Origin of the sequence: Rathayibacter sp. VKM Ac-2804 (assembly GCF_009866655.1) — a bacterium.
In the GTDB taxonomy this organism is placed as follows: domain Bacteria; phylum Actinomycetota; class Actinomycetes; order Actinomycetales; family Microbacteriaceae; genus Rathayibacter.
In genome coordinates this window covers 2,864,748-2,891,358 of record NZ_CP047420.1, presented here as the reverse complement: position 1 = coordinate 2,891,358, position 26,611 = coordinate 2,864,748, and the positions used below count along the sequence as shown (strand labels likewise).

Sequence of the window (26,611 nt, the reverse complement as noted above, 5' to 3'; positions counted from 1 at the left end):
CACCCCGGGCGGGTGGCCTAGGCTGTGCCGGATGAACCACGGCGTCGCACTCCCTCTCGAACAGCCGGAGACGACCATCGGAGCCGCCGGCGGCTCGCTGGTCCGCCGGTCGGTCCTCTCCAGCGGTGTCCGCATCCTGAGCGAGTCGATGCCCGGAGCGCGCAGCGCGACGATCGGCTTCTGGGTCGCGGCCGGCTCGCGCGACGAGGCGCCGGCCCTGCCCGCGGTCGACGGCCGGCCCGCCGTGCCCTCCAACTTCGGCTCCACGCACTTCCTCGAGCACCTGCTCTTCAAGGGCACGGGCACCCGGTCGGCGCTCGACATCGCCGTGGCCTTCGACTCGGTCGGCGGCGAGCACAACGCGCTGACCGCCAAGGAGTACACCTGCTACTACGCCAAGGTGCAGGACCGCGACCTGCCGATGGCGGTCGAGGTCATCGGCGACATGGTCACCTCGAGCCTGCTCGACCCGGCCGAGTTCGAGACCGAGCGGGGCGTCATCCTCGAGGAGCTCGCGATGGCGGACGACGACCCGGCCGACGTCGCCAGCGAGCGGCTCTTCGAGGCCGTCTTCGGCGACCACCCGCTGGGGCGCCCGATCGGCGGGACGCCCGCGATCATCGGCGAGGCCACCCGAGACGCCGTCTGGGCGCACTACCGCGCCGCCTACCGCCCGCGCGACCTCGTCGTCACGGTCGCGGGAGCGGTCGACCACGAGGTGCTCGTCGCCCAGCTCGAGCGCGTCCTCGCCGCCGACGGCTGGGACCTGAGCACCCCGTCCGCGCCGGTCGAGCGCCGCGTCGGCGGCTCGGCGGCCTTCCGCCGCGGCACCCCGCTCTCGATCACGCACCGCCCGACCGAGCAGGCCAATCTGCTGATCGGCTTCCCGGGGCTGGCCGCCGCGGACGACCGCCGGATGACGATGGGCGTGCTGAACTCGATCCTCGGCGGCGGAATGTCCTCGCGCCTCTTCCAGGAGGTGCGCGAGAAGCGCGGCCTCGCCTACTCCGTCTACTCCTTCGCCCCGTCCTACTCCGATGCGGGTCTCTTCGGCCTCTACGCGGCCTGCACGCCGTCGAAGGCGGGCACCGTCGCCGAGCTGCTGCTGGCCGAGTTCATCCGGCTCGCCGAGCACGGCGTCACCGCCGACGAGCTGGCCCGGGCCCGCGGCCAGCTCTCCGGTGCGGCGGCCCTCGCCCTCGAGGACTCGGACACCCGCATGTCCCGCCTCGGGCGCTCCGAGCTGACCTTCGGCGAGTTCGTCGACCTCGACGAGAGCCTGCGCCGACTCGCCCTCGTCGGCGCGGAGGACGTCCAGGCACTCGCGGCAGACTTGGCCAGGGGGCCGTCGTCGATCTCGGCCGTCGGGGCTGTCGACGAGTCGACCTTCGCCGGCATCGCCGAGATCGAGACCACTCCCGCGGCCTGATCCGCTCCACGAACGCCCGCTGACCGCGCACCGTCGCGCCGCACCAGGGAGGACCTCCGTGTCCCACTACATCTACCTCGTCCGCCACGGCGAGCAGCAGGACGCCGAGCACGGCATGCCCGACGGCCCGCTGTCGGCCCGGGGCGAGCGCCAGGCCCGGCTCATCGCCGAGCGGCTCGGCGGCGTCCCCTTCACCGGCGCCTGGCACTCGCCGCTGCGCCGGGCGGAGGAGACCGCCGCGCGGTTCCGGGCGGTCCTGCCGGGTCTGTCGATCGAGCCGTCCTCGCTGCTGTTCGACTGCATCCCCTCCGGCCCGACCCCGGACATGCCGCGCGCCTTCGAGCCGTTCTTCGGCAGCGTCACCCCGGCCGAGATCGACGCCGGGCACGCGCAGATGCAGGACGCGGTGGCCGAGTTCCTCGCCCCCTCCCGCGAGGACCGCCACGACCTGCTGATCACCCACAACTTCGTCATCGGCTGGTTCGTCCGGCACGTCTTCGACGCGCCCGACTGGCGCTGGCTGGGCGTCAACCAGGCCAACTGCGGCCTCACGATCATCCGCGTCCGCTCCCGCAAGCCCCCGGTCCTCGTCGTGCACAACGACCTCGCCCACCTCCCCGTGGAGCTGCGCACCGGCCTCCCCGAGGCCCAGTCCTACTGACGCCGCCTGCATGCTGATCGAGACGCCCGCGCAGCGGGCGTCTCGAGATCCACCAGCGTCAGAGCAGAAGACTGCAGATCCGCCGTGCTGGCGACGGTGGGTCTCGATACGCCCCTCCGGGGCTACTCGACCAGCATGGAATCGGAGCTGTCGGCCTCTCGATGCTGATCGAGCAGCCCGCGCAGCGGGCGCATCGAGATCCACCCCCTCAGCCGCGGTCGTTAGGCTGGCACGGTGACCACCTCCGTCGCCGTCGTCGGTGCAACCGGCAAACTCGGCTCCCTCACCTGCTCGCTCCTCGAGGCCTCGGAGGAGTTCGACCTCGTCGCCCGGCTCGGCTCGCGCAGCGACCCGCGCGAGATGCTCGCGGCGGACGTCGTCGTCGACATGACGCTCCCCGCGGTCAGCCAGCAGATCGTCGATCTCGCCGTCGCCAACGGCAGGAAGGTGCTCGTCGGCACCTCCGGCTGGACCGGCGACCGCATCGCGGCGCTCCGCCGCAGCGTCGACGCCCAGCCCGGCGCCGGCGTCGTGATCATCCCCAACTTCTCGCTCGGCTCCGTCCTCGCCACCGCGCTCTCCACGGTGGCGGCGCGCTTCTTCGACGCGGTCGAGATCATCGAGACCCACGGCGCCCGCAAGGTCGACTCGCCCTCCGGCACCGCCGTGCGCACCGCCGAGCTGCTGCTGCGCGCCCGCGCCGAGCTGGGCCCCGTCCAGGCGCCGCACACCGACCAGCGCGCCCGCGGCCAGCAGGTGGCGAGCGTCCCTGTGCACAGCCTCCGGCTGCCCGGCGTCGAGGCCCGCCAGGAGGTCGTCTTCGGCGGCACCGGCGAGACGGTCACCATCCGGCACGACACCACGTCGTCCGCGTCCTACGAGGCGGGCATCCTCCGCGCCCTCGACGCCGTCCGCAGCACCACCGGCGTCGTCGTCGGCCTCGATGCGCTGATCGACCTCCGCGCGGCCTTCGACGCCGCGCCCCTGGCCGAGCAGGTCCGCGAGGAGCCGGCGATCAGCGACGACGCGCCGTCCGGCCAGGCCGCGGCCGCGACGAGCACCCCGTGAGGACCCGCATCGGCGTCGGCCTGATGGCCGTCCTCCTCGCGCTGTACCTCTTCGTCTGCCTGCAGTACTCGTTCGTCGCCTTCGCCGCGGGGACCGTGCCGGGCGTCGTCATGGGCGTCGGTCTGCTCATCCTCGGCGGAGTCGGCGTCTGGGGCCTCGTGCGCGAGGTCGCGTTCGGCGTCCGCGCCGAGAAGCTCGCCCGTCGCCTCGAGGCGGAGGACGCCCTGCCGTCCGAGGTGCTCGAGTCCAGCGCCACCGGCCGGCTCGATCGCGCGGAGGCCGACGCGCTCTTCCCGCGCTACGCGGCCGACGTCGACGAGAACCCCGAGAGCTGGCGCGCCTGGTACCGGCTCGGCCTCGCCTACGACGCCAGCGGCGACCGCAAGCGGGCCCGCGGGGCGATCCGCCGCTCGATCGCCCTGGAGCACGAGCAGCCCGCCTGAGCGGCGCCGCTCAGTCCGCCAGCACCGCCTGCAGCGCCTCGGCCACCGTGCGGTGGCGGAAGACGAAGCCGTCGTCGAGCAGCCGCTGGGGCACCAGCCGCTGGCTCGAGAGCAGCAGCTCGTGTCCGGCGTCGCGCAGCGCGAGCTCGATGATCTTCTCCGGCACCGGCAGCTTGAAGGGCCGGTGCAGCAGCTCGGCCAGTGTGCTCATGACCTCGTTCGCCGTCGCGGCCTCGGGCCCCGCGAGGTTGACCGGGCCGGACAGCGACGAGGTCAGCAGGTGCCGGATGGCGGCGGCCTCGTCGTAGTGGCTGATCCACGGCCAGTACTGCCGGCCCCCGCCCAGCGGGCCGCTCAACCCCAGCTTCGTCAGCGGCAGCAGCGGCTTCAGAGCGCCGCCGTTCCCGAGGACGAGCCCGGTGCGCACCGTCACGACGCGCGCGGTCTCGGGAGCGAGCAGCGCCGCCTGCTCCCAGCGCTCGACGACGTCGGCGAGGAACCCCTCGCCGCGCGCGGACTCCTCGGTCAGCTCCTCGCCCGGCCGGTCGCCGTAGTAGCCGACCGCGGAGGCGTTGAGCAGGATCGATGGGGGAGTGGAGGCCATCCGCATCGCGTCGGTGATGGTCTGGGTGGCCTGCACCCGCGAGTCGAGGATCTCCCGCTTGTAGGAGGACGTCCACGGCAGCCGGCTGATCGAAGCGCCCGAGAGGTTGATCACGGCGTCGACGCGGTCGAGCACGCTGAAGTCGAGCATGTGCGAGGCGGGTGCCCAGTGGAACTCGTCCGGGCTGGTCGGAGCGTGGCGGACGAGGCGGAAGATCTGGTGCCCGTCCGCGCGCAGCTGGCGCACGAGCTCCGAGCCGATCATCCCGCTCGCACCCGAGATCAGCACCCGCAGGGCCCGAGGCGGCTCCTCCTGCGTGCGCGGGGCGGTGGCCGGGCTCGGCACGTCGCCGGGCCGGACCGCCGATCGCGGTGCCGCGGTCCGGGTGGAGCGCCGGGGGGAGTCGCCGGAGCTGCCGGTGCCGTCCTGGTCCGAGTGCCGTGCGGTCGAATCGCTCATGGTGCCTCCCGAGGCCCGTCGCGGGCCGCCCGCGAAGCGGGATTCAGCCTAGGGCCTCAGGCCCGGGAGCCGGCCGTGCGGCCGAGGACCCCGGCGCGCACCAGGAGCAGGTAGAGCTCGCAGCCCAGGCAGAGGCCGAACGCCGCGTTGAGGAAGGCGGCGAGGAAGGCGATCGCGGCGGTGACGGGGACCGCGCCCGGCACTCCGGCGAGGTGCAGGACGACTCCCGCGGCGGTGACGAGCAGCCCGACCAGCTGGGCGAAGCGCGGCGGGCGGGCGTCCTCCCACTCCGTCGGCGGAGCGAGGCGGGGCCGGATGAGGCGGCGGAAGACGACCGCCCAGGGCCCCGAGGCGACACCGCGGGAGGCCGACCAGGCGAACAGCGCCGCGAGGACCGCCAGCAGCAGGAAGCCGGGCTGGACGAGCCGGGTGACGGAGTCCGCCGGCGCCGGCGCCGCGAGCCCGAGCCCCACGGCAGCGAGCAGCAGCACGGCGGTGACGGAGGCGGCGAAGCGCGGTCCGCGCGGATCGACGGAGCCGGCGGGCGGGGCGGTGGTCATGCTGTCTCCAGTCGGTCGAGCTCGGCGAGGACGACGGCCCGGGCCGGAGCGCCGGCGATGCGGCTGCGGGCCACCCCGTCGGCGTCGAGCACGAGCAGGGTCGGGGTCTGCAGGATGCGGAAGCGATCGGCGAGGTCCGCTCGGCGCGTGAGGTCGACGTCGAGGTGCACGACGCCCTCGCGACCGGCGGAGACGTCCGCGAGCATCCGGTGCACCGCCGGGCAGCGGGCGCAGTACTCGGTGGAGAACTGCACGATCGTCGCTCGCGGGCCGAGGACCGCGCCGTCGACCAGCGCGGCCGGATCGATCCGCTCGGCGGAGGCGGCGGGCCGCGCGCGGACACGCCCGGCCGCGCGCCGGCGCAGCAGCCCGAGGGCGGTCCCGAGCACGACGAGGCCCAGCAGAGCGGCCGCGATCTGGAGAGGGTCCACGCGATCACGCTAGGCGCCGGACGCCCTGCACGCTCGTTCATTGCGCTCTGCGTCGACGGACCGTGCTCTATCGTCGAAGCCGTGACCGAGCAGAGCGAACCCGACAGCCCCGTTTTCCGCTCCGACGTCGTGGTCGAGCTCGTCCGCTCCAGTGCCCACGACTCCGACGTGCTCTTCGCCGCCCGCGTCTCGACGCAGGGCGAGAAGACCCTCTCGGCCGCCCTCGACGAGGAGTCGGCGGACGCCGAGCTGCAAGGCAAGCGCGACCGCGGACTGATCAACTACCTGATGCGCGACCGCCACGGCTCGCCCTTCGAGCACAACTCGATGACCTTCTACGTGCAGGCGCCGATCTTCGTCTTCCGCGAGTTCATGCGGCACCGCATCGCCTCCTACAACGAGGAGTCGGGCCGCTACCGCGAGCTCCGCCCGGTCTTCTACGTGCCCGGACCCCAGCGCAACCTCGTCCAGGTGGGCAAGCCCGGCGCCTACTCCTTCGAGCCCGGCACCCCGGAGCAGACCGAGCTCGTCGTCGCCGAGACCCGTCGCGCCAGCACCCAGGCCTTCGAGGCGTACCAGCGGATGCTGCGCGAGGGCGTCGCCCGCGAGGTCGCCCGCATCGTCCTCCCGCTCAACATCTACTCCTCGATGTACGTGACGCTGAACGCCCGCTCGCTGATGAACTTCCTCTCCCTCCGCACCAAGCGCGAGGACTCGACGTTCCCCTCCTTCCCGCAGCGCGAGATCGAGATGGCCGCCGAGCAGATGGAGCAGCACTTCGAGCAGCTGATGCCCCTCACCGCCGCCGCCTTCACCGCGAACGGCCGCGTCGCCCCCTAGCCCCGCATCCATGCTGGTCGAGTAGCCCCGAAGGGCCGGCGATTCATGCTGGTCGAGCAGCCCCGGAGGGGCGTATCGAGACCCACCGTCCTCACCAGGACGGGTCCGAGCTCCTCGATCAGCGGGGGAGGGCGGCGCCCGCTCCGGCCCGCGACCGCCGACCCGATACCCTGGGCTCGTGTCAACTCCGGAGAATCCTTTCGGCCAGGTCCTGGTCGCCCTGGTCACCCCGTTCACCGCCGACGGCGAGGTCGACTGGCCCGGCGTCGAGAAGCACATCGACGACTGCATCTCGAAGGGCGCCGACGGCATCGTCGTCACCGGCACCACCGGCGAGACCAGCACCCTCACCGACCCGGAGAAGATCCGCCTCGTCGAGGTCGGCAAGTCCGTCGCCGCGGGCCGCGCGAAGATCATCACCGGCGGCGGCTCCAACGAGACCGCGCACGCGATGCAGCTCGCGCGGCAGAGCGAGAAGGCCGGCGCCGACGGCAACATGATCGTCACGCCCTACTACAACAAGCCCACCCAGGCCGGCATCCTCACGCACTTCCGGATGATCGCCGACGCGACCGACCTCCCGGTCATCCTCTACGACATCCCCGGCCGCACCGGCGTGCCCATCCGCTACGAGACGATCCTCCGCGCGGCCAAGCACCCCAACATCCTCGCCGTGAAGGACGCCAAGGGCGATCTCTCGGAGGTCAGCCGCGTCCTCAACCAGACCGACCTGATGTACTTCTGCGGCGACGACGCCAACGTCCTGCCCGAGCTGGCGATCGGCGCCACCGGCCTGATCGGCGTCACCGCCAACATCGCCGCCTCGCCCTACCGCACCATCGTGGACGCCGTGAACTCCGGCGACCTCAAGGCCGCCACGCTCGCGCACCAGCAGCTCGAGCCGCTCGTGCGCGCCGTGATGACCCACGTCCCCGGCACCGTCGCGGCGAAGTACATCCTGCACGGGCTCGGCCGCATCTCCTCGCCCCGCGTTCGCCTGCCGCTCGTCGGCCCCGAGGAGTCGGAGGCCGCCCTGATCGAGGACGAGCTCGGCCTCGTCCGCGACATCCCCGGCGTCGACTTCCGCAACTTCCGGCCCGACCGCAACGCCGCCGCGGGCGGCGCGCTGCCGAAGGTCGCCGGCACCACACGCTGACGCCGCACGAGCGGCACGGACGACTCCCGACCGAGGAAGAGGAGGGCGCATGCCCAGTCCCGTGATCACTCCTGCCGCGCTCGAGGCGGGCACGCTGCGGATCATCCCGCTCGGCGGCCTCGGCGAGATCGGCCGCAACATGACGGTCTTCGAGATCGACGGCAAGATCCTCGTGGTCGACTGCGGCGTGCTCTTCCCGGAGGAGAACCAGCCGGGCGTCGACCTGATCCTCCCCGACTTCACCCCGATCAAGGACCGCCTCGACGACATCGTCGGCGTCGTGCTGACCCACGGCCACGAGGACCACATCGGCGCCGTCCCCTACCTCCTCAAGCTCAAGCGGGACATCCCGCTGATCGGCTCGACCCTGACGCTCGCGCTGGTCGAGGCGAAGCTGAAGGAGCACCGGATCAAGCCGTACACGCTCGCGGTGAAGGAGGGCGACGTCGAGAACCTCGGCCCTTTCGAGCTCGAGTTCGTGGCGGTCAACCACTCCATCCCGGACGCGCTCGCGGTCGCGATCATCACCGACGCGGGCTCGGTGCTGCACACCGGCGACTTCAAGATGGACCAGCTCCCGCTCGACGGCCGCATCACCGACCTCCGCGCGTTCGCCCGCCTCGGCGAGGAGGGCATCGACCTGTTCATGGTCGACTCCACCAACGCCGACGTGCCCGGCTTCACGCCGAACGAGCGCGACATCGGCCCGGTCATCGAGAGCGTGATCGCGAAGGCGACCCGCCGGGTGATCGTGGCGAGCTTCTCCAGCCACGTGCACCGGGTGCAGCAGGTGCTCGACGCCGCGCACGCCAACGGGCGCCGCGTGGCGCTGCTCGGCCGCTCGATGGTGCGCAACATGGGCATCGCCGCCACCCTGGGGTACCTCAGGGTGCCGGAGGGCGTCCTGATCGACGTCAAGAAGGCCGGCGACATCCCCGAGGACCGGATCGTCTACATGTCGACCGGCTCGCAGGGCGAGCCGATGGCGGTGCTCAGCCGGATGGCGAACCTCGACCACCAGATCCAGCCCGGCGAGGGCGACACCGTCATCCTCGCGTCGAGCCTCATCCCCGGGAACGAGAACGCCGTCTACCGCGTGATCAACGGGCTGACGAAGCTGGGCGCGACGGTCGTGCACAAGGGCAACGCGAAGGTGCACGTCTCGGGTCACGCCGCCGCCGGTGAGCTGATCTACTGCTACAACATCCTCAAGCCGCTGAACGTGCTGCCGGTGCACGGCGAGTACCGCCACCTGGTCGCGAACGCGAAGCTCGCCCAGGCCACCGGCATCGCGGAGGAGAACACGATCATCGCCGAGGACGGCACGGTCCTCGACCTCCTCGACGGCGTGGTGACCGTGGCCGGTCAGCTCGACCTCGGCTTCGTCTACGTCGACGGCTCGTCCGTCGGCGAGATCACCGACGCCGACCTCAAGGACCGCCGGATCCTCAGCGAGGAGGGCTTCATCTCCATCATCGTGGTGGTGGAGGCCGGCACCGGCCGGATCGTGGTCGGTCCCGAGATCCACGCCAAGGGCTTCGCGGAGGACGACCGCGTCTTCGACGATGTGAAGCCGCGCATCGCGAAGGCCCTCGAGGAGGCGGTGCAGAGCGGAGTGAGCGATCAGCACGCGCTCTCGCAGAGCATCCGCCGCGTCGTCGGCCGCTGGGTGAACACGACCTACCGCCGCCGCCCGATGATCGTGCCCCTCGTCATCGAGGCCTGATCCGCCGGACGGCGCACCCCCGACGCGCCGGCCCGCTCCCGCTCCACCGCCCGTTCGCGGGCGCCCCCGTCCGCACCTCATGCCAGACCCGAGCCCCCACGGAGACCGCGCATGGAGCACTCGATCCGCCCCGCCCGCCGCGAGGACGCCCCCTTCCTCGCCGACATGCTCGTCGAGGCGGCGAACTGGAACTGGACGACCGCCCGCACCCGCATCGACGTCCTCGAGGAGGAGTCGACCCGCCGGTACGTCGCGGGCTGGCCCCGGCCGGGCGATCTCGGCTCCGTCGCCGAGACCGCCGACGGCGAGCGGATCGGCGCCTGCTGGTTCCGCCTCTTCAGCGCCACCACGCCGGGCCGCGGCTTCGTCGCCCCCGGCGTGCCCGAGCTGACCCTCGGGGTGCGCCCGGTCTGGCGTGCGCAGGGCATCGGCCGCGGCCTGCTGCGCGCCGCCCTGGGGCAGGCGCGGGCCGCGGGCTACGCCCGGATCTCGCTGAACGTCTCGACGGACAACTTCGCCCGCCGGCTCTACCGGAGCGAGGGCTTCAGCGCGGTCGAGGACCGCGGCGACGCGGAGACGATGGTCGCGACCCTGCGCTGAGCGGACCCGGCGGCGGCCGGGCACGGGCCGGTCACGGCCTCAGCCCGCCCGGCGCGGGTCCGCGGCGATGACGGAGGCGGCGGGTACGGTGGCCCTATGGCGACGACTCCGAAGACGACCTCCCGCGCGAAGGCGAGCGCCCCCGCGCGCTCGAGCACTCCGCGCTCCGGCCGCGGCTCCGGGCGGGGATCGTCCGAGAAGAGCACGGTCGCGTTCAGCTCGGCTCCGCGCACCAACCCGCTCGTCACCGTCTGGATGGCGCTCGCGCACCTGGCCGGCGGCGCTGCGCGCGCCCTCGGTCCCGAGCGCCTCGCGAAGGAGGAGCGCCGCGACGGCGTCCCCTTCCTGCTCCTGCTGCTCGCCGTCGCCGGCGCGGTGGTGGAGTGGTTCCTCGCCACCGATCCGGTCGCCCTCGTGCTCGACGCCTGGAGCTTCGGCGGCCTGTTCGGCCGCGTCGCCTACGTCCTGCCGGTCGTGCTGCTGCTGTTCTCGCTCTGGCTGTTCCGGCACCCGCGCTCCGTCGACGACAACGGGCGCATCGGCGTGGGCCTCGCCGTCCTGCTGATCTCCTCCGCCGGGCTCTGCCACGCGCACCTGGGTGCTCCGGCGCCGGGGTCGGGCATCGAGCAGATGGCCGCGGCCGGCGGTGTCCTCGGCTGGCTCGTCGGAGCGCCTCTCGTGGCGCTCGCGACCGTGCCCGGCGCCACGGTGCTGCTCTCCCTGGTCGTCCTGCTCTCGCTCTTCATCATCACCAAGACCCCGCCGAACCGGATCGCGGTCCGCTCGCGCGAGCTCTACGGCTACCTCTTCGGCGCCCCCGTCCTCGACGACGAGGAGCGCGCGCGCCTGAAGGCCGAGAAGGCCGCGAGCAAGGCGGCCGCGAAGGCCGAGGGCGAGAAGGCCGACGACGAGCAGGAGGACGGCGGCGAGCTGCCCTGGTGGCGCCGCACCGACTCCGGTCGCGAGGACGAGCCGACCGTCCAGGCCGAGCTGCCGATCGATGCGCTCGGCGACGAGGACGAGGCGCCGAAGGGCCGGAAGGGCCGAGGCCGCGCGAAGGGCTTCGACACCGCGCTCGAGGAGCCGACGACCGCAGACCGCGACGAGCCGGCCGACCCGCCCACCCGCTCCTACGCCACCGAGGTGATCTCCGAGGCCGAGTCGGCAGAGGCCGCCCTGGCCCGCCACGATCAGAGCGCGACCACCCGCATCCCGCTGGGCGTGGTGGACGACGACGCGACGGGCGTGATCGCGCTCGACGACCTCGACGTCGCCCCCGCCGTCCCGCTGCCGCCGGTGATCGAGACCGGCCCGATCGCCCCGGTCGCCGCCGACCCGACCGCCGACTTCGACTCCTCCTTCGAGGAGGACACCCCGTACCGACTGCCGTCCGCGTCCGCCCTCTCCACCGGCACGCCGTCGAAGGCCCGCTCGGCCGCGAACGACGAGATGGTGCGCGCGCTCACCGAGGTCCTGCAGCAGTTCAACGTGGATGCGACGGTCACCGGCTTCTCCCGCGGCCCGACGGTCACCCGCTACGAGATCGAGCTCGGCCCGGGCGTCAAGGTCGAGCGCGTCACGGCCCTGAGCAAGAACCTCTCCTACGCGGTCGCCAGCAACGAGGTGCGGATCCTCTCGCCCATCCCGGGCAAGAGCGCGATCGGCGTCGAGATCCCGAACACCGACCGCGAGATCGTCTCGCTCGGCGACGTCCTGCGCTCCGCCGCCTCGACGACGTCCACCCACCCGATGACGATCGGCGTCGGCAAGGACGTCGAGGGCGGCTACGTGGTGGCCAACCTCGCCAAGATGCCGCACCTCCTGGTCGCCGGCTCGACCGGCTCCGGCAAGTCCAGCTTCGTGAACTCGATGATCACGAGCCTGCTGATGCGCGCGAGCCCGCAGGACGTCCGGATGGTGCTGATCGACCCCAAGCGCGTCGAGCTCACGATCTACGGCGGCGTCCCGCACCTGATCACGCCCATCATCACGAACCCCAAGAAGGCCGCCGAGGCGCTCCAGTGGGTCGTGAAGGAGATGGACATGCGCTACGACGACCTCGCGTCGTTCGGCTACCGGCACATCGACGACTTCAACGCGGCGGTGCGCAGCGGCGAGATCAAGCTCCCCGCGGGCAGCAACCGCGTCCTCCGGCCCTACCCCTACCTCCTGGTCGTCGTGGACGAGCTCGCCGACCTGATGATGGTCGCCCCGCGCGACGTCGAGGACTCGATCGTCCGCATCACCCAGCTGGCCCGCGCCTCCGGCATCCATCTCGTGCTCGCCACCCAGCGCCCGAGCGTCGACGTCGTCACCGGCCTGATCAAGGCGAACGTGCCCAGCCGCCTGGCCTTCGCCGTGACGAGCGTCACCGACTCCCGCGTCATCCTCGACCAGCCGGGCGCCGACAAGCTCATCGGCCAGGGCGACGGCCTGTTCCTGCCGATGGGCACGAACAAGCCGATGCGCGTCCAGGGCGCCTGGGTGCGCGAGGAGGAGATCGCCAAGGTCGTCGAGCACGTCACCCGCCAGGCGCAGCCCGAGTACCGCCAGGACATCACGGTGCAGGCGCAGCGGAAGGAGATCGACTCCGACATCGGCGACGACCTCGAGCTGCTGATGGCGGCGGCCGAGCTCGTGGTCAGCACCCAGTTCGGCTCGACCTCGATGCTGCAGCGCAAGCTCCGCGTCGGGTTCGCCAAGGCCGGCCGCCTGATGGACCTGCTCGAATCGCGCGAGGTCGTCGGCCCCTCCGAGGGCTCGAAGGCGCGCGACGTGCTGGTGACCGCCGAGCAGCTGCCGGGGGTGCTCTCGCGGATGCGCGGCGACGAGCCCGGCGAGCACGCCGCCGCGCCGTCGCCGACCGCGCCCGACGCCTACGCCGACCCGCTGGCCGAGCCCTCCGGCCCGGTCGCGACCGACTACCACGACGACGACGAGGGCTCCGACGACGACGCCTGGGCGCTCACCGGGCGGGACTGAGCGATGACCTCGACGAGCACGAGCGTCCCGCCGAATCGACCGACCACGAGGAACGGCGGACTCCGATGACCAGCCCCACCGCGCAGGCCGGCGCCGCCCCGAGCAACTGGAACCTGCCCAACGCGATCACCGTGGTGCGCATCCTGCTCGCCCCGGTGTTCTTCTGGCTCCTCCTGGCCGACGGCGGCGAGGACGGCGGCGTGCGCATCGCCGCGGCGCTGCTCTTCATCGTCGCGATCGCGACCGACGGGATCGACGGCCACATCGCGCGCAGCCGCGGGCTGGTCACCGACCTCGGCAAGCTGCTCGACCCGATCGCCGACAAGGTGCTCACCGGAGCGGCGCTGGTCGGGCTCTCGATCCTCGCCGAGCTGCCCTGGTGGGTCACGATCGTCATCCTGGTCCGCGAGATCGGCATCACGGTCTTCCGGATGGCCGTCCTCTCCGACCGCGTGATCCCGGCGTCCCGCGGCGGCAAGCTGAAGACGATCGTGCAGTCCGTCGCGATCTCGCTCGCGCTCCTGCCGCTCTGGACCTTCCTCGGCGAGTGGGTGCACTGGCTGAACGGGGTCACGATGACGGCCGCGGTGATCCTCACCGTCGTCACGGGCATCGACTACCTCGCCGACGCGGCGCGCCAGAGCCGCGCCGCGCGCGGCCGGCGATGACCGCCGAGGCGCTGCTCTCGGAGCTCCGGCGGCGCGGTCTCGCGCTGGCGGTCGCGGAGTCGCTGACCGGCGGGGCGCTGAGCTCCGCGCTCGTCGAGGTGCCCGGCGCCTCCGCCGTCTACCGCGGGGGAGTGGTGTCCTACGCGACCGACCTCAAGCACCGCCTGCTCGGCGTCGACGCGGAGCTGCTCGACCGGGAGGGACCCGTCCACCCGGTCGTCGCCGTGCAGATGGCGCGCGGCGCCGCCCGGCGGCTCGGGGAGGCGGGGTCGCGGACCGTCGGGATCGCGACGACCGGGGTCGCCGGCCCGGAGCCGCAGGGCGGGGCCGCCGTCGGCACCGTGTTCGTCGCCGCCGTCCTGGACGACGCCGAGCTGGTGCGCGAGCACCGCTTCGACGGCGGACGGGCCGGGATCCGCGCCGCGTCCGTCGCCGCGGCGCTCGCGCTGGCCCAGGAGCTCGTCGCGTCGTCGCCCTGACAGCGGAAGCCCAGGAAGCGGCGCGGAATCGTGGAATGCACAGGGTTTCGGCCCGGTTACATCTGACGTCGCTCACACGCAAAGTCCAGTCATCCGGTATTAGAGTCGACTCACACGAGCCGGGTAGTGAACAGCTATCCGGCTCTCTCGTACACATCCCCTTCGAATCCGATGCTCTCGCATCTCTCGAATCGGTGCGCGAGAAGCGGTTGACGTGGAGAAGGAGGGTCCAGTGGTTCTAGTTCGTCAGGAGATCGGCGATGTCCTCAGGGACTTTCGCCTGCAGAAAGGTCGCACCCTGCGCCAGGTGGCGAGCAAGGCGAGTGTCGCTCTCGGCTACCTCAGCGAGGTCGAGCGCGGTCAGAAGGAGGCGTCGTCCGAGATCCTCGCCTCGGTGGCCGATGCGCTCGACACCCCGATCTCGGTGATCATGCGCGAGGTCGGCGACCGTCTCGCGGTCATCGAGGGGATCGACACGATCCCCGACACCATCCCGGCCGACATGGTCGCCGGATTCGACGCGGACCTCGTCTCGCAGTAGCGGGCCCGTCCCCTTCCCACCCACCGCACCCGCACCTCGCGAAGGGCGCCCGAGCTCCGGCTCCGGCGCCCTTCGTCGTTCCCGGGGGCCGCCCGCTCCCGCTCGCTCGCCTCCCACCCCGGCGCGGCTTGTTACCGTGGACGCATGCGCCTGAGCGAGTTCCAGCAGCTGGTCGACGACGAGTTCGGCGCCGCCTACGCGCGCGTGCTCGTGTCCGATCTCGTGCTGACCGAGCTCGGCGGCCGGACGGCGCAGAAGGCGCTCCGCGACGGCGCGGAGCCCCGCGAGGTCTGGATCGCGCTCTGCCGTGCCAACGACGTCCCCGAGGGCCGCTGGCACGGGATCGACCCGGCGAAGCGCCGGCGCTGAGCATGCGCTGACCCGCGCCGTCGCCGCACGGCCGAAGTCGTGTTCGACACGCCGGGCGTGCCACCCTCGAATCCCTGTTCGAACGGGTCTAAGCTCCTCACCAGAAGCAGGATCGCCTCCGTCTCCACGGAAGAGGTCCGGCTCGCCACCGATGTCGGTGGTCGGGCCTACCGTCGACATCAGTCATTCGGACTGCTTCACCGCCTTGTCGCAACCGGCCGGGACCGCATTCAGGGGCACTCGCCCGCGAACGGTTCCGGTACGACACGACAGCCTGTAGGCGATACCACCACGACACGAGAGCGAGACGGCCATGCCCAGTTCCTCAGACCGCGAGAAGTCCCTCGAGACAGCACTCGCCCAGATCGACCGCCAGTTCGGCAAGGGCGCCGTCATGCGCCTCGGCAGCGACGACCGAGCCCCGGTCGAGGTGATCCAGACCGGTTCGATCGCGCTCGACGTCGCGCTCGGGATCGGCGGACTCCCGCGCGGCCGCATCGTCGAGATCTACGGCCCCGAGTCCTCGGGAAAGACCACGCTGACCCTGCACGCGATCGCCAACGCCCAGCGCAACGGCGGCATCGCGGCCTTCATCGACGCGGAGCACGCGCTCGACCCCGAGTACGCGAAGAAGCTCGGCGTCGACATCGACTCGCTGCTCGTCTCCCAGCCCGACACGGGTGAGCAGGCGCTCGAGATCGCCGACATGCTCGTGCGCTCCGGCTCCATCGACCTCATCGTCATCGACTCCGTGGCGGCCCTCGTGCCGCGCGCCGAGATCGAGGGCGAGATGGGCGACTCGCACGTCGGCCTCCAGGCGCGCCTGATGTCGCAGGCGCTGCGCAAGCTGACCGGTGGCCTCAACACCACGAACACCACGATGATCTTCATCAACCAGCTCCGCGAGAAGATCGGCGTCTTCTTCGGCAGCCCCGAGACCACCGCGGGCGGCAAGGCGCTCAAGTTCTACGCCTCGGTCCGCCTCGACATCCGCCGCATCGAGACGCTGAAGGACGGCACCGACGCGGTCGGGAACCGCACCCGCGTCAAGGTCGTCAAGAACAAGATGGCGCCGCCGTTCAAGCAGGCCGAGTTCGACATCCTCTACGGCATCGGCATCTCCCGCGAGGGCAGCCTGATCGACTTCGGTGTCGAGCACGAGATCGTCCGCAAGTCGGGCGCCTGGTACACCTACGACGGCGACCAGCTCGGCCAGGGCAAGGAGAAGGCGCGCCAGTTCCTCATCGACAACCCCGACATCGCGGCCGAGATCGAGAAGCGCATCCTGATCAAGCTCGGCGTCGTCGCCGACCCGAACGCGGTGGTCGACGCCGCTCCGGTCGCGATCGAGACCAAGCAGCCGGTCCGCGAGACCAAGCCGCCCGTCCGCAAGGGCGCCTAGCCCGTGGGGGAGAAGGCCGCGGAGGGGGCACAGGGTCGGCCCGTGGCCTTCCTCCCCTGGGTGAAGGACGACGGCGCGGACGCCGAGCAGGCCGAGACGGCCGTGGACGCGATCGCCGAGCTGTCGGCGCATGTCGCGCGCCGGGACGCCGCGCCGGCACCGGTGCCCGGGCGCACCGGTCGGGGCGCCGATGCGCCGGCGGTTGACCCGCTCGAGGACGAGTCGGCCGAGGAGGACTCCTTCGCGGACGACGTCCCCGAGGAGCCCGATCCCGAGCAGATCGCGGACCGCATCGTGCGCGGGCTCTCGCGCAAGAGCCTCTCGGTCGCCGAGGTCGAGGCCCGTCTCTACACCGAGGGCGTCGCCGAGAAGGACGCTCTCGACATCCTCGAGCGCTTCACCCGCTTCGGCTACCTCGACGACTACAAGATGGCGGAGTCGCTGGTCCTCCAGCTGCGCGAGCGCAAGAAGCTCGGGCGCTCGTCGATCATGCAGGAGCTGCGCGCTCGCAAGCTCGACCCCGACGCGATCGCGACCGCGCTCGACGAGTTCGACGGCGACGACGAGTACCGCACGGCGATGGAGCTCGCGCGCAAGCGCCTGCCGAGCCTCCGCTCGCTGTCCGACGAGGTGGCGGAGCGCCGCCTGACGGGCTTCCTGGCACGTCGCGGCTACGCCGGCGCGCTCGTCCAGCGCGTCGTCCGCGAGACGGTGCGCAAGCCCGGCTCGAGCGTCCGCTTCCGCTGAGCGGGTCCGCCGCCCGGTCGCCGAGAGGCGGCCGGAGCGGCGCGTAGAATCGCACACCATGAGCACGCTCGGTCCGGTCACCTCCCCCCTCGTCGATGCGCGGCCGAGGACCTACGAGGTCCGCACCTTCGGCTGCCAGATGAACGTCCACGACTCCGAGCGGCTCAGCGGCTCGCTCGAGGCGGCCGGCTACGTCTCGGCCGACGGCGCCGAGGCCGACATCGTCGTCATCAACACCTGCGCCGTGCGCGAGAACGCGGACAACAAGCTCTACGGCAACCTGGGCCATCTCGCCTCGGTGAAGCGCCGGCACGCGGGCATGCAGATCGCGGTCGGCGGCTGCCTCGCGCAGAAGGACAAGAACGTCATCCTCGAGAAGGCACCGTGGGTCGACGTCGTCTTCGGCACGCACAACATGGGCGCTCTGCCGAGCCTGCTCGAGCGGGCGCGGCACAACGACGAGGCCCAGCTCGAGATCCTCGAATCGCTCGACGTGTTCCCCTCCACGCTGCCGACCAAGCGCGACTCGACCTACAGCGGCTGGGTGTCGATCTCGGTCGGCTGCAACAACACCTGCACGTTCTGCATCGTCCCCTCGCTGCGCGGCAAGGAGAAGGACCGCCGTCCGGGCGACGTGCTCGCCGAGATCCAGGCGCTCGTCGACGACGGCGCGATCGAGGTCACCCTCCTCGGGCAGAACGTGAACTCCTACGGCGTCGAGTTCGGCGACCGGCAGGCCTTCTCGAAGCTCCTCCGCGCCGCCGGCACGATCGAGGGCCTGGAGCGGATCCGCTTCACCAGTCCGCACCCGGCGGCGTTCACCGACGACGTCATCGACGCCATGGCCGAGACGCCGGCCGTCATGCCGCAGCTGCACATGCCGCTGCAGTCCGGTTCCGACCGCGTCCTCAAGGCGATGCGCCGCTCCTACCGCTCCGAGCGCTTCCTCGGCATCCTGGACCGCGTGCGCGACCGCATCCCGCACGCCGCGATCAGCACCGACATCATCGTCGGCTTCCCCGGTGAGACCGAGGCCGACTTCCAGGACACCGTGCGCGTGGTCGAAGCGGCGCGTTTCGCCTCCGCATTCACCTTCCAGTACTCGATCCGCCCGGGGACGCCCGCGGCGACGCTGCCCGATCAGATCCCGAAGGCCGTCGTGCAGGAGCGCTTCGAGCGCCTGGCCGCCCTGCAGGACTCGATCAGCGAGAGCGAGAACCGCGCGGTCGTCGGGCGCCGGGTCGAGGTGCTCGTCGCGACGGGCGAGGGCCGCCGCGACAGCGAGACGCACCGCCTCAGCGGGCGTGCTGAGGACAGCCGGCTCGTCCACTTCGACGTCCCGGCCGGCTCCGAGCAGCCGCGCCCCGGCGACGTCGTCAGCGTCGAGGTCACCCGCGCCGCGCCCTTCTACCTGATCGCGGACTCGGTGGACGGCGCACCGCTGCAGGTCCGCCGCACCCGGGCCGGCGACGCCTGGGACCGAGCGCAGACGGAGTCCTGCGGCGTCCCCTCCGCGCCGGGTGCCACCGGCGCGCCGAAGGTCTCGCTCGGCCTGCCCTCGCTCCGGCTCCGCCCGATCACGCCGGCTGCGCCGGAGACGCTGACCACTCCGATCTACGACACCCTCGATGGCGAGCGCTGAGCGGGCGGCGCCCGCCCTCCTCACCGTCGTCGGCGCCACGGGCACCGGCAAGTCGGACCTCTCGCTCGCTCTCGCCGCCGCGATCCGCGCGTCGGGCGGCGCCGCCGAGGTCGTCAACGCCGACGCCATGCAGCTCTATCGCGGCATGGACATCGGGACCGCGAAGCTCCCGCCGGAGGAGCGGCAGGACGTGCCGCACCACCTGCTCGACGTGCTCGACGTCACCGAGGACGCGTCCGTCGCCCGCTACCAGGCCGAGGCGCGCGCCGTCGTCGACGACGTCCTGGCGCGCGGTGCGACCCCGATCCTCGTCGGCGGCTCCGGCCTCTACGTGTCGAGCGTGATCTTCGAGTTCTCCTTCGCCGGCACCGACCCCGCGATCCGGCGCTCCCTGGAGGAGACGGCCGAGCGCGAGGGCTGCGCCGTGCTCTTCGAGCGCCTCCGCTCCGTCGACGCCGAGGTCGCCGCGCGGATCGGCCCGCACAACGTCCGCCGGATCGTGCGCGCCCTCGAGATCACCGAGCTCACCGGCTCGCCGAACAGTGCACTGATGTCGGACACCCCTGTGCCGTGGCGGCCGAGCACGGTCCTCGCCCTGTCCGCGCCGCGCGAGGTCCTCGTCGAGCGCCTCGACCACCGCGTGGAGCGGATGTGGGCGGGCGGCATGCTCGACGAGGTCGAGCGCCTCGTGCCGCTGGGCATCGAGCGCGGCGTCACAGCGAGCCGCGCCATCGGCTACGCCCAGGCCCTCGCGCAGCGCGCCGGCGAGCTGACCCAGGAGCAGGCGATCGCCTCCACCCAGGCGCTGACCCGCCGCTACGCGCGCCGGCAGAACAGCTGGTTCCGCCGCTATCAGGCGGCGCACTGGCTGCCGTTCGACGCTCCGGACCTCGTCGAGCGGGCGCTCGCGCTCGCCCAGGTCGGCGCTCCGGCGCCTCGCTAGGCTGTCCGCCATGACGATCGAGCTGCACTTCACCAAGGGCCAGGGCACCGGCAACGACTTCGTGCTCTTCAGCGACCCGGACGGTGAGGTCGACCTGTCGCCCGCGCAGATCGCGATGATCTGCGACCGCCACTTCGGCGTCGGCGCCGACGGCATCATCCGCGCGGTCCGCTCGCGCTCCCTGGCCGACGGCGCGGCCGCCCTCGAGCAGGAGCCGGAGGCCGAGTGGTTCATGGACTACCGCAACGCCGACGGCTCGATCGCCGAGATGTGCGGCAACGGCATCCGCGTCTACGCCGCGTTCCTGCTCGCCGGCGGTCTCGCGACGCTCGAGCAGGGCGACACCCTCCCGATCGGCACTCGCGCCGGGGTCCGCGACGTGACCCGCAGCGGCGCCGGCTTCCAGGTCGATCTCGGTCGCTGGGAGCTCGCGGGCGGCGAGCCGCTCGTCCGCGCCAAGGAGCTGAAGGTGCCGCGCCCCGGTCTCGGCCTCGACCTCGGCAACCCGCACATCGTGGTGGCGCTGAGCAACGACGAGGAGCTCGACGAGGCCGACCTCAGCTACATCCCGCAGATCGAGCCTGAGCCGGCCGACGGGGCGAACGTCGAGTTCGTCGTGCCCGGTGAGCCCCTGGTGCACGACGGCATCGGCCGGATCCGGATGCGCGTGCACGAGCGCGGCAGCGGTGAGACGCTGAGCTGCGGCACAGGCGCCGCCGCTGCGGCCCTCGCGGTCCGCTACTGGGCCGGTGCGCGCGCACCGCAGTCCTGGCGCGTCGAGGTCCCCGGCGGGACGCTGGGCGTGACGATGTTCCCGACCGAGGAGGGCGAGCACGTCGGCCTGTCCGGCCCGGCCGATCTCGTCTACACCGGCACGATCCGGATCGACTAGCGCGGGACCGATCGACCAGCGCGGCACTGGCCCGGTCCGGCGAACGGGAAGTCTCAGGCGGTCAGGCCGTGCGCGTGGTCCGGATGACCCGGAAGCCCTTGGCCGAGGAGATCCGGTCGACGTCGAGCCGGCCCTCGAACGTCTCGGTCAGCCACGTGAGCAGCGAGTCGGCGCCGAGGTTGCGCTGCACGACGAGCCAGGACTCCGCGTCGGGCTCGAGGCGGGGGAGCCAGCGCTCGAGCAGCGCGTGCAGCTCGGCCTTGCCCACCCGGATCGGCGGGTTCGACCAGATCGCGGCGAAGCGGACGTCCTCGGGAACATCCTCGGGCAGCACCGCGTTGACATTGGAGACACCGAGTTCTGCGCAGTTGCGGCGGACGAGCTCGAGCGCCCGCTGGTTGACGTCGACCGCCCACACCCGGGCGTCGGGGGAGCCGAGCGCCAGGGCGAGCGAGATCGGTCCCCAGCCGCAGCCGAGATCCAGGAGGTCCCCGCTCGCGGGGGCGTCGGGGACCGCGTCCAGCAGGACCCGGGTGCCGAGATCGACGTGGCCGGGGCTGAACACCCCGCCGGCGGTCGTGACCTCGAGGTCGCGGCCGGCGATCCGCGCGCTGATCCTGCGGGGTCGGAGGTCGCCGTCGGGAGTGCTCGTGAAGTAGTGCTCGGCGGCCATGAAAAGTGAACTTATCAACAGCTGAGGAGTTAGTGTTATCCGGATGACGGAAGACCTGAACGAGACCGACACGACCGAGGCCGTGGACGTCGTCTCGCGGGTCCTGGCGAACGCGCAGTCGCGTTCGTCGGGATATTCGCGGTTCGTCGCGGGCGGAGCCCAGGCGCTGCAGAGCGATGGGCAGGACGTCGAGCGCGACGGCGAGCAGAGCAGTGACGGCGACCAGTTCGACCGTGCCGATCGGCAGGCGCTGCGGCGCGTCGCCGGACTGTCCACCGAGCTCGAGGACGTCACCGAGGTCGAGTACCGCCAGCTGCGCCTCGAGAACGTGGTGCTGATCGGCGTCTACTCGCAGGGCTCGATCGAGGACGCGGAGAACTCGCTGCACGAGCTCGCCGCCCTGGCCGAGACCGCGGGAGCGACCGTCCTCGACGGACTGCTGCAGCGCCGGCCGCATCCCGACCCCAGCACCTACCTGGGCAAGGGCAAGGCCGAGGAGCTGGCCGGCCTCGTCGCCGCGCTCGGCGCGGACACGGTCGTCGCCGACACCGAGCTGGCCCCGAGCCAGCGCCGCTCGCTGGAGGACGTGGTGAAGGTCAAGGTCATCGACCGCACGGCCGTCATCCTCGACATCTTCAGCCAGCACGCCACGAGCCGCGAGGGCAAGGCGCAGGTCGAGCTCGCGCAGCTCGAGTACCTGCTGCCGCGCCTGCGCGGCTGGGGCGAATCGATGTCCCGCCAGGCCGGTGGCCAGGTGGGCGCGGGCGCCGGCATGGGCTCCCGCGGACCGGGTGAGACGAAGATCGAGCTCGACCGCCGTCGCATCCACACCCGCATGGCGCGCCTGCGCAAGCAGATCACCGCGATGAAGCCCGCCCGCGAGGCGAAGCGCGCCAACCGCAAGCGCAACGCCGTGCCGTCGGTCGCCATCGCCGGCTACACCAACGCCGGCAAGTCCAGCCTGCTCAACCGGATGACGCACGCGGGCGTGCTCGTCGAGAACTCGCTCTTCGCGACCCTCGATGCGACGATCCGCAAGTCCGAGACCCCGGACGGGCGCGGCTACACGCTCGCCGACACCGTCGGCTTCGTGCGTGCCCTGCCGCACCAGCTGGTCGAGGCCTTCCGCTCGACGCTGGAGGAGGTCGCCGACTCGGACGTCATCGTCCACGTCGTCGACGCCTCGCACCCGGACCCCGCGGGGCAGATCGCGACCGTCCGCGACGTCATCGGCGAGGTGGGCGCGCGCGGGATCCCCGAGATCATCGCGTTCAACAAGTCCGATCTCGTCGACGAGGGGCAGCGGCTCGTGCTGCGCGGTCTCGCTCCCGGCGCGGTCTTCGTGTCCGCCCGCAGCGGCGAGGGGATGGACGAGCTCCAGGCGCGCATCGCCGAGATCCTGCCCGAGCCGCAGATCGAGATCGACCTGCTCGTGCCGTACGACCGCGGCGACGTGGTCTCCTCGCTGCACCGCAACGGGCGGATCCTCTCGACGCAGTACGTCGAGGGCGGCACTCACGTCCACGCGCTCGTGCACGAGGACCTCGCCGGCTCGCTCGGCGAGTTCGCGGCTCCGGCCGCGGCCGTCGAGGCGTAGCACCGACGTCGGAGCGCCCATCGGCACGGATCACCCCGTGCCGGCGGGCGCTTCGTCGTGTGTCCCGGGCGTCGGCCGCCACCTCCGGCGACACGCGGCGTCACGCCCGGTCACATCCCGTCACGCTCCTCGACGTGCCGGGCGCCCGTTCCTACTGTGGACGACGAGGCGCCACCCGGCGCTGTGAGCGACAGCCGAGCCCGGCACCCGCCCAGACCGCGTCATCGCGGCCGGACGTCCCGGCCGCGTCGAGGAACGGAGGGCTGTGCCGTGCTGACGAACCACTCGGAGACCGCTCCGGAGAGCCACTGTCGGGCCGTCCCGTTCTCCTTCGAGATCTACCCGGCGCGGACCGCCACCGGAGCCCGCGCGCTCGAGCGCACCGTCGACCGGCTCGCGGCCGTCCGGCCGTCCTTCGTCTCGGTGACCTACGGCGCCGGCGGCTCCTCGCGCAGCGCGTCGCTCGACATCCTCCGCTACCTCCGCGAGCACACCGCGGCGGAGCCCCTGGCGCACCTCACCTGCGTCGGCTCGACGCACGCCGAGGCGAACCGCCTCGTGCACGAGTTCCTCGAGGCGGGCGTCACCCGCTTCCTGGCTCTGCGCGGCGACCCGCCGACGGACGCCGCCGAGGACGCGCCGTTCCTCGGCGAGCTGGGCAGCGCGGCCGAGCTGGTGCAGCTGATCCACCGGGTGCAGGCCGAGCGCGAGCCCTACGGCGCGGTGACGGTGCTGCCGAACGCCCAGCGGGTCGACGTCGCCCGCCGGCCGCGTGCGCAGGTGGCGGTCGCCGCGTTCCCGAACGGGCACCCGCGCTCGCGCTCCCGGTCGCAGGACATCGACGCGCTGCTGGCGAAGGAGGCGGCGGGGGCGGCCTTCGCGATCACCCAGCTCTTCTTCCACCCCGCCGACTACCTGCGCTTCGTCGAGCGCGCCCGCGCGGCCGGGGTGACCATGCCGATCATCCCGGGGGTGATGCCGGTGACCAGTCCGGAGCGCCTGCGCCGGATGCTCGAGCTCAGCGGGGAGGACCTGCCCGCCGACCTCGCGATCGCCCTCGACGTCGAGCCCGACGACGACGCTCGGATCCGCATCGGCGTCGAGCACGCTGCGGCGATGGTCCGCACCCTCGTCGACGGCGGCGCCCCCGCCGTGCACCTCTACGCCTTCAACCGGCACGAAGCGGTGCTGGAGGTCCTCGCGGAGAGCGGGCTCCTGCCCGCCGCCGAGCCGTCCACGGACGCGCCCACGCCCGCCCGCACGCCCTGACCCAGACCCGACCCCGAGCACGGAGAGATCATCATGAGCACGACCGCACCCGCCTTCCCGACCGGAACCGTTCTGGGCTACCCGCGCATCGGGCGCCGCCGCGAGCTGAAGAAGGCGGTCGAGGCCTTCTGGGCCGGCACGATCGACGCCGCCGAGCTGGAGGCCGCGGCCGCCCGGCTGCGCACCGCGACCCGGCAGCGTCTGGTGGCCCTCGGCCTCGGCCGCGACGACTCGTCGATCCCGGAGGCGCACTCCTTCTACGACCAGGTCCTCGACACCACGCTCGCCGTCGGCGCGATCCCGGAGCGCTTCGCCGATCTCGTCATCGACGGCGCGGTCGACCTGGCCGGCTCCTTCACGCTCGCCCGCGGCGACGGCGAGCGCGCGCCGCTCGAGATGACCAAGTGGTTCGACTCCAACTATCACTACCTGGTGCCCGAGATCGGTCCCGAGACGGTCTTCTCGCTCGCCGACACCCGCCGGATCCGGGAGGTGGCGGAAGCGCGGGAGGCCGGCTTCACGACGCGGCCCGTCCTGGTCGGGCCGGTGACCTACCTCCTGCTCGCCAAGCCGAGCGAGTCGGCCCCGGCCGGCTTCGAGCCGCTGTCGCGCCTGGCCGACCTGCTGCCCGTCTACACCGAGCTGCTGGCCCGCCTGCGTGCGGCGGGGGCGGAGTGGGTGCAGCTGGACGAGCCGGCGCTGGTGTCGGAGTCGATCGAGGTCGATCGCGCCCGCGTGCTCGCCGCCACCGAGGAGGCCTATCGGGTGCTGGGCGGAGCGGCGGATCGGCCGGCCCTGTTCGTCGCAGCACCGTACGGCGACCTCGGCGACGCGCTGCCCGTCCTCGCGGCGGCGGAGATCGAGGCGATCGGCGTCGACCTCGTGAAAGGCGCTACGCCGGCGACGACTCCCGGGCTCGAGGGCACCGTGCTCGTCGCGGGGGTCGTCGACGGGCACAACGTCTGGCGGGGCGATCTCGCCGCGGCGTTCGCGAAGGCGGAGGCGCTGCGCTCGCTGACCTCGCGCGTCGCCGTCTCCAGCTCCACCTCGCTCTTCCACCTGCCGCACGACGTGACCGACGAGCCCGATCTCGACGAGCGCCTGGTCACCTGGCTGGCCTTCGCCGACCAGAAGGTGCAGCAGGTCGCCGCGCTCGCCCGCGGGCTCGACTCCGGCCGGGACGCGATCGAGCCCGAGCTGCGCGCCGCGACCGCCGCCCGCGAGGACCGGCGCTCGGCGCCCGGTGTCCGCGACGGCGCCGTCCGCACGCGAGCCGCGGCCCTCCGGCCGGAGGACTACCGGCGCGCGTCCTACGACGAGCGTCTCGCGGCGCAGGAGGAGACCCTCGGCCTGCCGCCGCTGCCGACGACGACCATCGGCTCGTTCCCGCAGACCCGCGAGATCCGCACGGCGCGAGCCGCCGTGGTCAGGGGCGATCTGACCGAGGAGCAGTACGCGACCCGCATGCGCGACGAGATCGAGCGGGTCGTGCGCCTGCAGGAGGAGATCGGTCTCGACGTCCTCGTGCACGGTGAGCCCGAGCGCAACGACATGGTGCAGTACTTCGCCGAGAACCTCGACGGCTTCGCGGTGACCCGCAACGGCTGGGTGCAGTCCTACGGCAGCCGCTGCACGCGGCCGTCGCTGCTGTGGGGCGACGTCTCGCGCCCCGCGCCGATCACCGTCGAGTGGTCGAGCTTCACCCAGTCGCTGACCGACCGCCCGGTGAAGGGGATGCTGACCGGGCCGGTCACGATCCTCGCCTGGTCGTTCGTCCGCGACGACCAGCCGCTGAAGGAGACGGCCGAGCAGGTGGCGCTGAGCCTCCGCGACGAGATCGCGGACCTCGAGGCCGCCGGCATCCGCATCGTGCAGGTGGACGAGCCGGCGCTGCGCGAGCTGCTGCCGCTCGAGAAGGACAACCAGCCGGCGTACCTCGAGTGGTCGGTCGGCTCGTTCCGCCTGGCGACCGCGGGGGCAGCGACGGCGACGCAGATCCACACCCACCTCTGCTATTCGGAGTTCGGCGTCGTCATCGACGCGATCGACCGGCTCGACGCCGATGTCACGAGCATCGAGGCGGCGCGCTCGCGGATGGAGGTCGTCGCCGACATCGAGCGGTCCGGCTTCGCCCGCGGGATCGGCCCCGGCGTCTGGGACATCCACTCGCCGCGCGTGCCCGGCGAGGAGGAGGTCGCCGAGCTCGTGCGCACCGCGCTCGACGGGATCCCCGCCCGGCAGCTCTGGATCAACCCGGACTGCGGACTCAAGACCCGCGGCTACGACGAGACGGTCGCGTCGCTGCGGAATCTGGTGAGCGCGGCGACGGCCGCGCGCCGGTCGCTGCTGGAGGACGCCGCCCGCTAGACCCTCGGGCTGCCAGGCCCGGAGACGCAGGATGGGCGGACGGCTCGATGCCGTCCGCCCCTC

25 protein-coding genes are annotated in these 26,611 nt (G+C 72.4%); 21 read left to right on the top strand and 4 right to left on the bottom strand.

Going from position 1 to position 26,611, the window contains the following annotated elements; all coding sequences use genetic code 11:
• The first annotated feature begins 31 nt into the window (after positions 1–31).
• The 4 genes from GTU73_RS13590 to GTU73_RS13575 all read left to right on the top strand — a co-directional run bounded on the left by GTU73_RS13590 (position 32) and on the right by GTU73_RS13575 (position 3,601).
• Positions 32–1,429 carry a pitrilysin family protein gene (locus tag GTU73_RS13590; protein WP_160090275.1) on the top strand — a complete coding sequence of 466 codons (1,398 nt, stop codon included), beginning with the start codon at positions 32–34 and terminating at the stop codon, positions 1,427–1,429.
• Positions 1,430–1,487: 58 nt separating this feature from the next.
• A complete protein-coding gene (locus tag GTU73_RS13585; RefSeq protein WP_160090274.1) occupies positions 1,488–2,090 on the top strand; it encodes a histidine phosphatase family protein in 603 nt (200 codons plus the stop codon).
• A gap of 234 nt (positions 2,091–2,324) precedes the next feature.
• Positions 2,325–3,158, top strand: a complete 834-nt coding sequence (dapB, locus tag GTU73_RS13580; protein WP_160090273.1) for a 4-hydroxy-tetrahydrodipicolinate reductase — start codon at positions 2,325–2,327, stop codon at positions 3,156–3,158.
• Positions 3,155–3,601: a hypothetical protein gene (locus tag GTU73_RS13575; protein WP_160090272.1), complete on the top strand. Its 447-nt coding sequence runs from the start codon at positions 3,155–3,157 to the stop codon at positions 3,599–3,601. Before dapB ends, GTU73_RS13575 begins: the two co-directional genes overlap by 4 nt.
• A gap of 10 nt (positions 3,602–3,611) precedes the next feature.
• Here GTU73_RS13575 and GTU73_RS13570 read toward each other — a convergent pair whose 3' ends face one another.
• Genes GTU73_RS13570 through GTU73_RS13560 form a run of 3 tightly spaced genes read right to left on the bottom strand, consistent with a single transcriptional unit; the run spans position 3,612 to position 5,655 of the window.
• Entirely contained in the window at positions 3,612–4,664 is a 1,053-nt protein-coding gene (locus tag GTU73_RS13570) for a TIGR01777 family oxidoreductase (protein WP_160090271.1), read from the bottom strand.
• A gap of 56 nt (positions 4,665–4,720) precedes the next feature.
• Positions 4,721–5,224, bottom strand: a complete 504-nt coding sequence (locus GTU73_RS13565) for a DUF4395 domain-containing protein (protein WP_160090270.1) — start codon at positions 5,222–5,224, stop codon at positions 4,721–4,723.
• The gene (locus GTU73_RS13560; protein WP_160090269.1) at positions 5,221–5,655 is read right to left on the bottom strand and encodes a thioredoxin family protein; all 435 of its coding nucleotides are present in this window, start codon (positions 5,653–5,655) and stop codon (positions 5,221–5,223) included. The genes GTU73_RS13565 and GTU73_RS13560 overlap by 4 nt, the downstream gene beginning before the upstream one ends.
• A gap of 81 nt (positions 5,656–5,736) precedes the next feature.
• Here GTU73_RS13560 and thyX point away from each other — a divergent pair, with 81 nt between their 5' ends.
• The 14 genes from thyX to dapF all read left to right on the top strand — a co-directional run bounded on the left by thyX (position 5,737) and on the right by dapF (position 20,642).
• On the top strand, positions 5,737–6,495 hold the full coding sequence (gene thyX, locus GTU73_RS13555) for an FAD-dependent thymidylate synthase (protein WP_160090268.1): 759 nt from the start codon (positions 5,737–5,739) through the stop codon (positions 6,493–6,495).
• Positions 6,496–6,673: 178 nt separating this feature from the next.
• Positions 6,674–7,651 (top strand): 4-hydroxy-tetrahydrodipicolinate synthase, encoded by a 978-nt coding sequence (gene dapA / locus GTU73_RS13550; RefSeq protein ID WP_160090267.1) that lies wholly within the window; start codon positions 6,674–6,676, stop codon positions 7,649–7,651.
• A 49-nt stretch (positions 7,652–7,700) separates the two neighbouring features.
• Positions 7,701–9,377: a ribonuclease J gene (locus GTU73_RS13545; protein ID WP_160090266.1), complete on the top strand. Its 1,677-nt coding sequence runs from the start codon at positions 7,701–7,703 to the stop codon at positions 9,375–9,377.
• Between the two features lie 111 nt (positions 9,378–9,488).
• Positions 9,489–9,977: a GNAT family N-acetyltransferase gene (locus GTU73_RS13540; protein WP_160090265.1), complete on the top strand. Its 489-nt coding sequence runs from the start codon at positions 9,489–9,491 to the stop codon at positions 9,975–9,977.
• A 96-nt stretch (positions 9,978–10,073) separates the two neighbouring features.
• Positions 10,074–12,959, top strand: coding sequence for a DNA translocase FtsK (locus GTU73_RS13535; RefSeq protein WP_160090264.1), 2,886 nt, complete (start codon positions 10,074–10,076; stop codon positions 12,957–12,959).
• A 65-nt stretch (positions 12,960–13,024) separates the two neighbouring features.
• Positions 13,025–13,627 carry a CDP-diacylglycerol--glycerol-3-phosphate 3-phosphatidyltransferase gene (pgsA, locus tag GTU73_RS13530; RefSeq protein ID WP_160090263.1) on the top strand — a complete coding sequence of 201 codons (603 nt, stop codon included), beginning with the start codon at positions 13,025–13,027 and terminating at the stop codon, positions 13,625–13,627.
• Positions 13,624–14,106 (top strand): CinA family protein, encoded by a 483-nt coding sequence (locus GTU73_RS13525; protein ID WP_160090262.1) that lies wholly within the window; start codon positions 13,624–13,626, stop codon positions 14,104–14,106. Before pgsA ends, GTU73_RS13525 begins: the two co-directional genes overlap by 4 nt.
• Before the next feature lie 232 nt (positions 14,107–14,338).
• Entirely contained in the window at positions 14,339–14,647 is a 309-nt protein-coding gene (locus GTU73_RS13520) for a helix-turn-helix transcriptional regulator (RefSeq protein WP_123704950.1), read from the top strand.
• A gap of 144 nt (positions 14,648–14,791) precedes the next feature.
• The gene (locus GTU73_RS13515) at positions 14,792–15,016 is read left to right on the top strand and encodes a DUF3046 domain-containing protein (protein ID WP_160090259.1); all 225 of its coding nucleotides are present in this window, start codon (positions 14,792–14,794) and stop codon (positions 15,014–15,016) included.
• A 313-nt stretch (positions 15,017–15,329) separates the two neighbouring features.
• On the top strand, positions 15,330–16,418 hold the full coding sequence (gene recA, locus GTU73_RS13510; RefSeq protein ID WP_123444530.1) for a recombinase RecA: 1,089 nt from the start codon (positions 15,330–15,332) through the stop codon (positions 16,416–16,418).
• A gap of 42 nt (positions 16,419–16,460) precedes the next feature.
• Positions 16,461–17,165 (top strand): regulatory protein RecX, encoded by a 705-nt coding sequence (locus GTU73_RS13505; protein WP_160090257.1) that lies wholly within the window; start codon positions 16,461–16,463, stop codon positions 17,163–17,165.
• A gap of 58 nt (positions 17,166–17,223) precedes the next feature.
• Entirely contained in the window at positions 17,224–18,807 is a 1,584-nt protein-coding gene (miaB, locus tag GTU73_RS13500; RefSeq protein WP_160090255.1) for a tRNA (N6-isopentenyl adenosine(37)-C2)-methylthiotransferase MiaB, read from the top strand.
• A complete protein-coding gene (gene miaA, locus GTU73_RS13495; protein ID WP_160090253.1) occupies positions 18,794–19,750 on the top strand; it encodes a tRNA (adenosine(37)-N6)-dimethylallyltransferase MiaA in 957 nt (318 codons plus the stop codon). Before miaB ends, miaA begins: the two co-directional genes overlap by 14 nt.
• A gap of 10 nt (positions 19,751–19,760) precedes the next feature.
• Positions 19,761–20,642, top strand: a complete 882-nt coding sequence (dapF, locus tag GTU73_RS13490; protein WP_123737183.1) for a diaminopimelate epimerase — start codon at positions 19,761–19,763, stop codon at positions 20,640–20,642.
• 61 nt (positions 20,643–20,703) lie between these two features.
• On the opposite strand, the gene GTU73_RS13485 is transcribed toward dapF, so the two are convergent.
• Positions 20,704–21,315 carry a methyltransferase gene (locus GTU73_RS13485; RefSeq protein WP_160090251.1) on the bottom strand — a complete coding sequence of 204 codons (612 nt, stop codon included), beginning with the start codon at positions 21,313–21,315 and terminating at the stop codon, positions 20,704–20,706.
• Between the two features lie 43 nt (positions 21,316–21,358).
• On the opposite strand from GTU73_RS13485, the gene hflX reads away from it, so the two are divergent.
• The 3 genes from hflX (at position 21,359) to metE (ending at position 26,548) form a co-directional block, all read left to right on the top strand.
• The gene (hflX, locus tag GTU73_RS13480; RefSeq protein ID WP_160090249.1) at positions 21,359–22,912 is read left to right on the top strand and encodes a GTPase HflX; all 1,554 of its coding nucleotides are present in this window, start codon (positions 21,359–21,361) and stop codon (positions 22,910–22,912) included.
• 270 nt (positions 22,913–23,182) lie between these two features.
• Positions 23,183–24,181 (top strand): methylenetetrahydrofolate reductase, encoded by a 999-nt coding sequence (locus GTU73_RS13475; RefSeq protein ID WP_244231637.1) that lies wholly within the window; start codon positions 23,183–23,185, stop codon positions 24,179–24,181.
• A 33-nt stretch (positions 24,182–24,214) separates the two neighbouring features.
• A complete protein-coding gene (metE, locus tag GTU73_RS13470) occupies positions 24,215–26,548 on the top strand; it encodes a 5-methyltetrahydropteroyltriglutamate--homocysteine S-methyltransferase (protein WP_160090247.1) in 2,334 nt (777 codons plus the stop codon).
• The last annotated feature ends 63 nt before the right edge of the window (positions 26,549–26,611 follow it).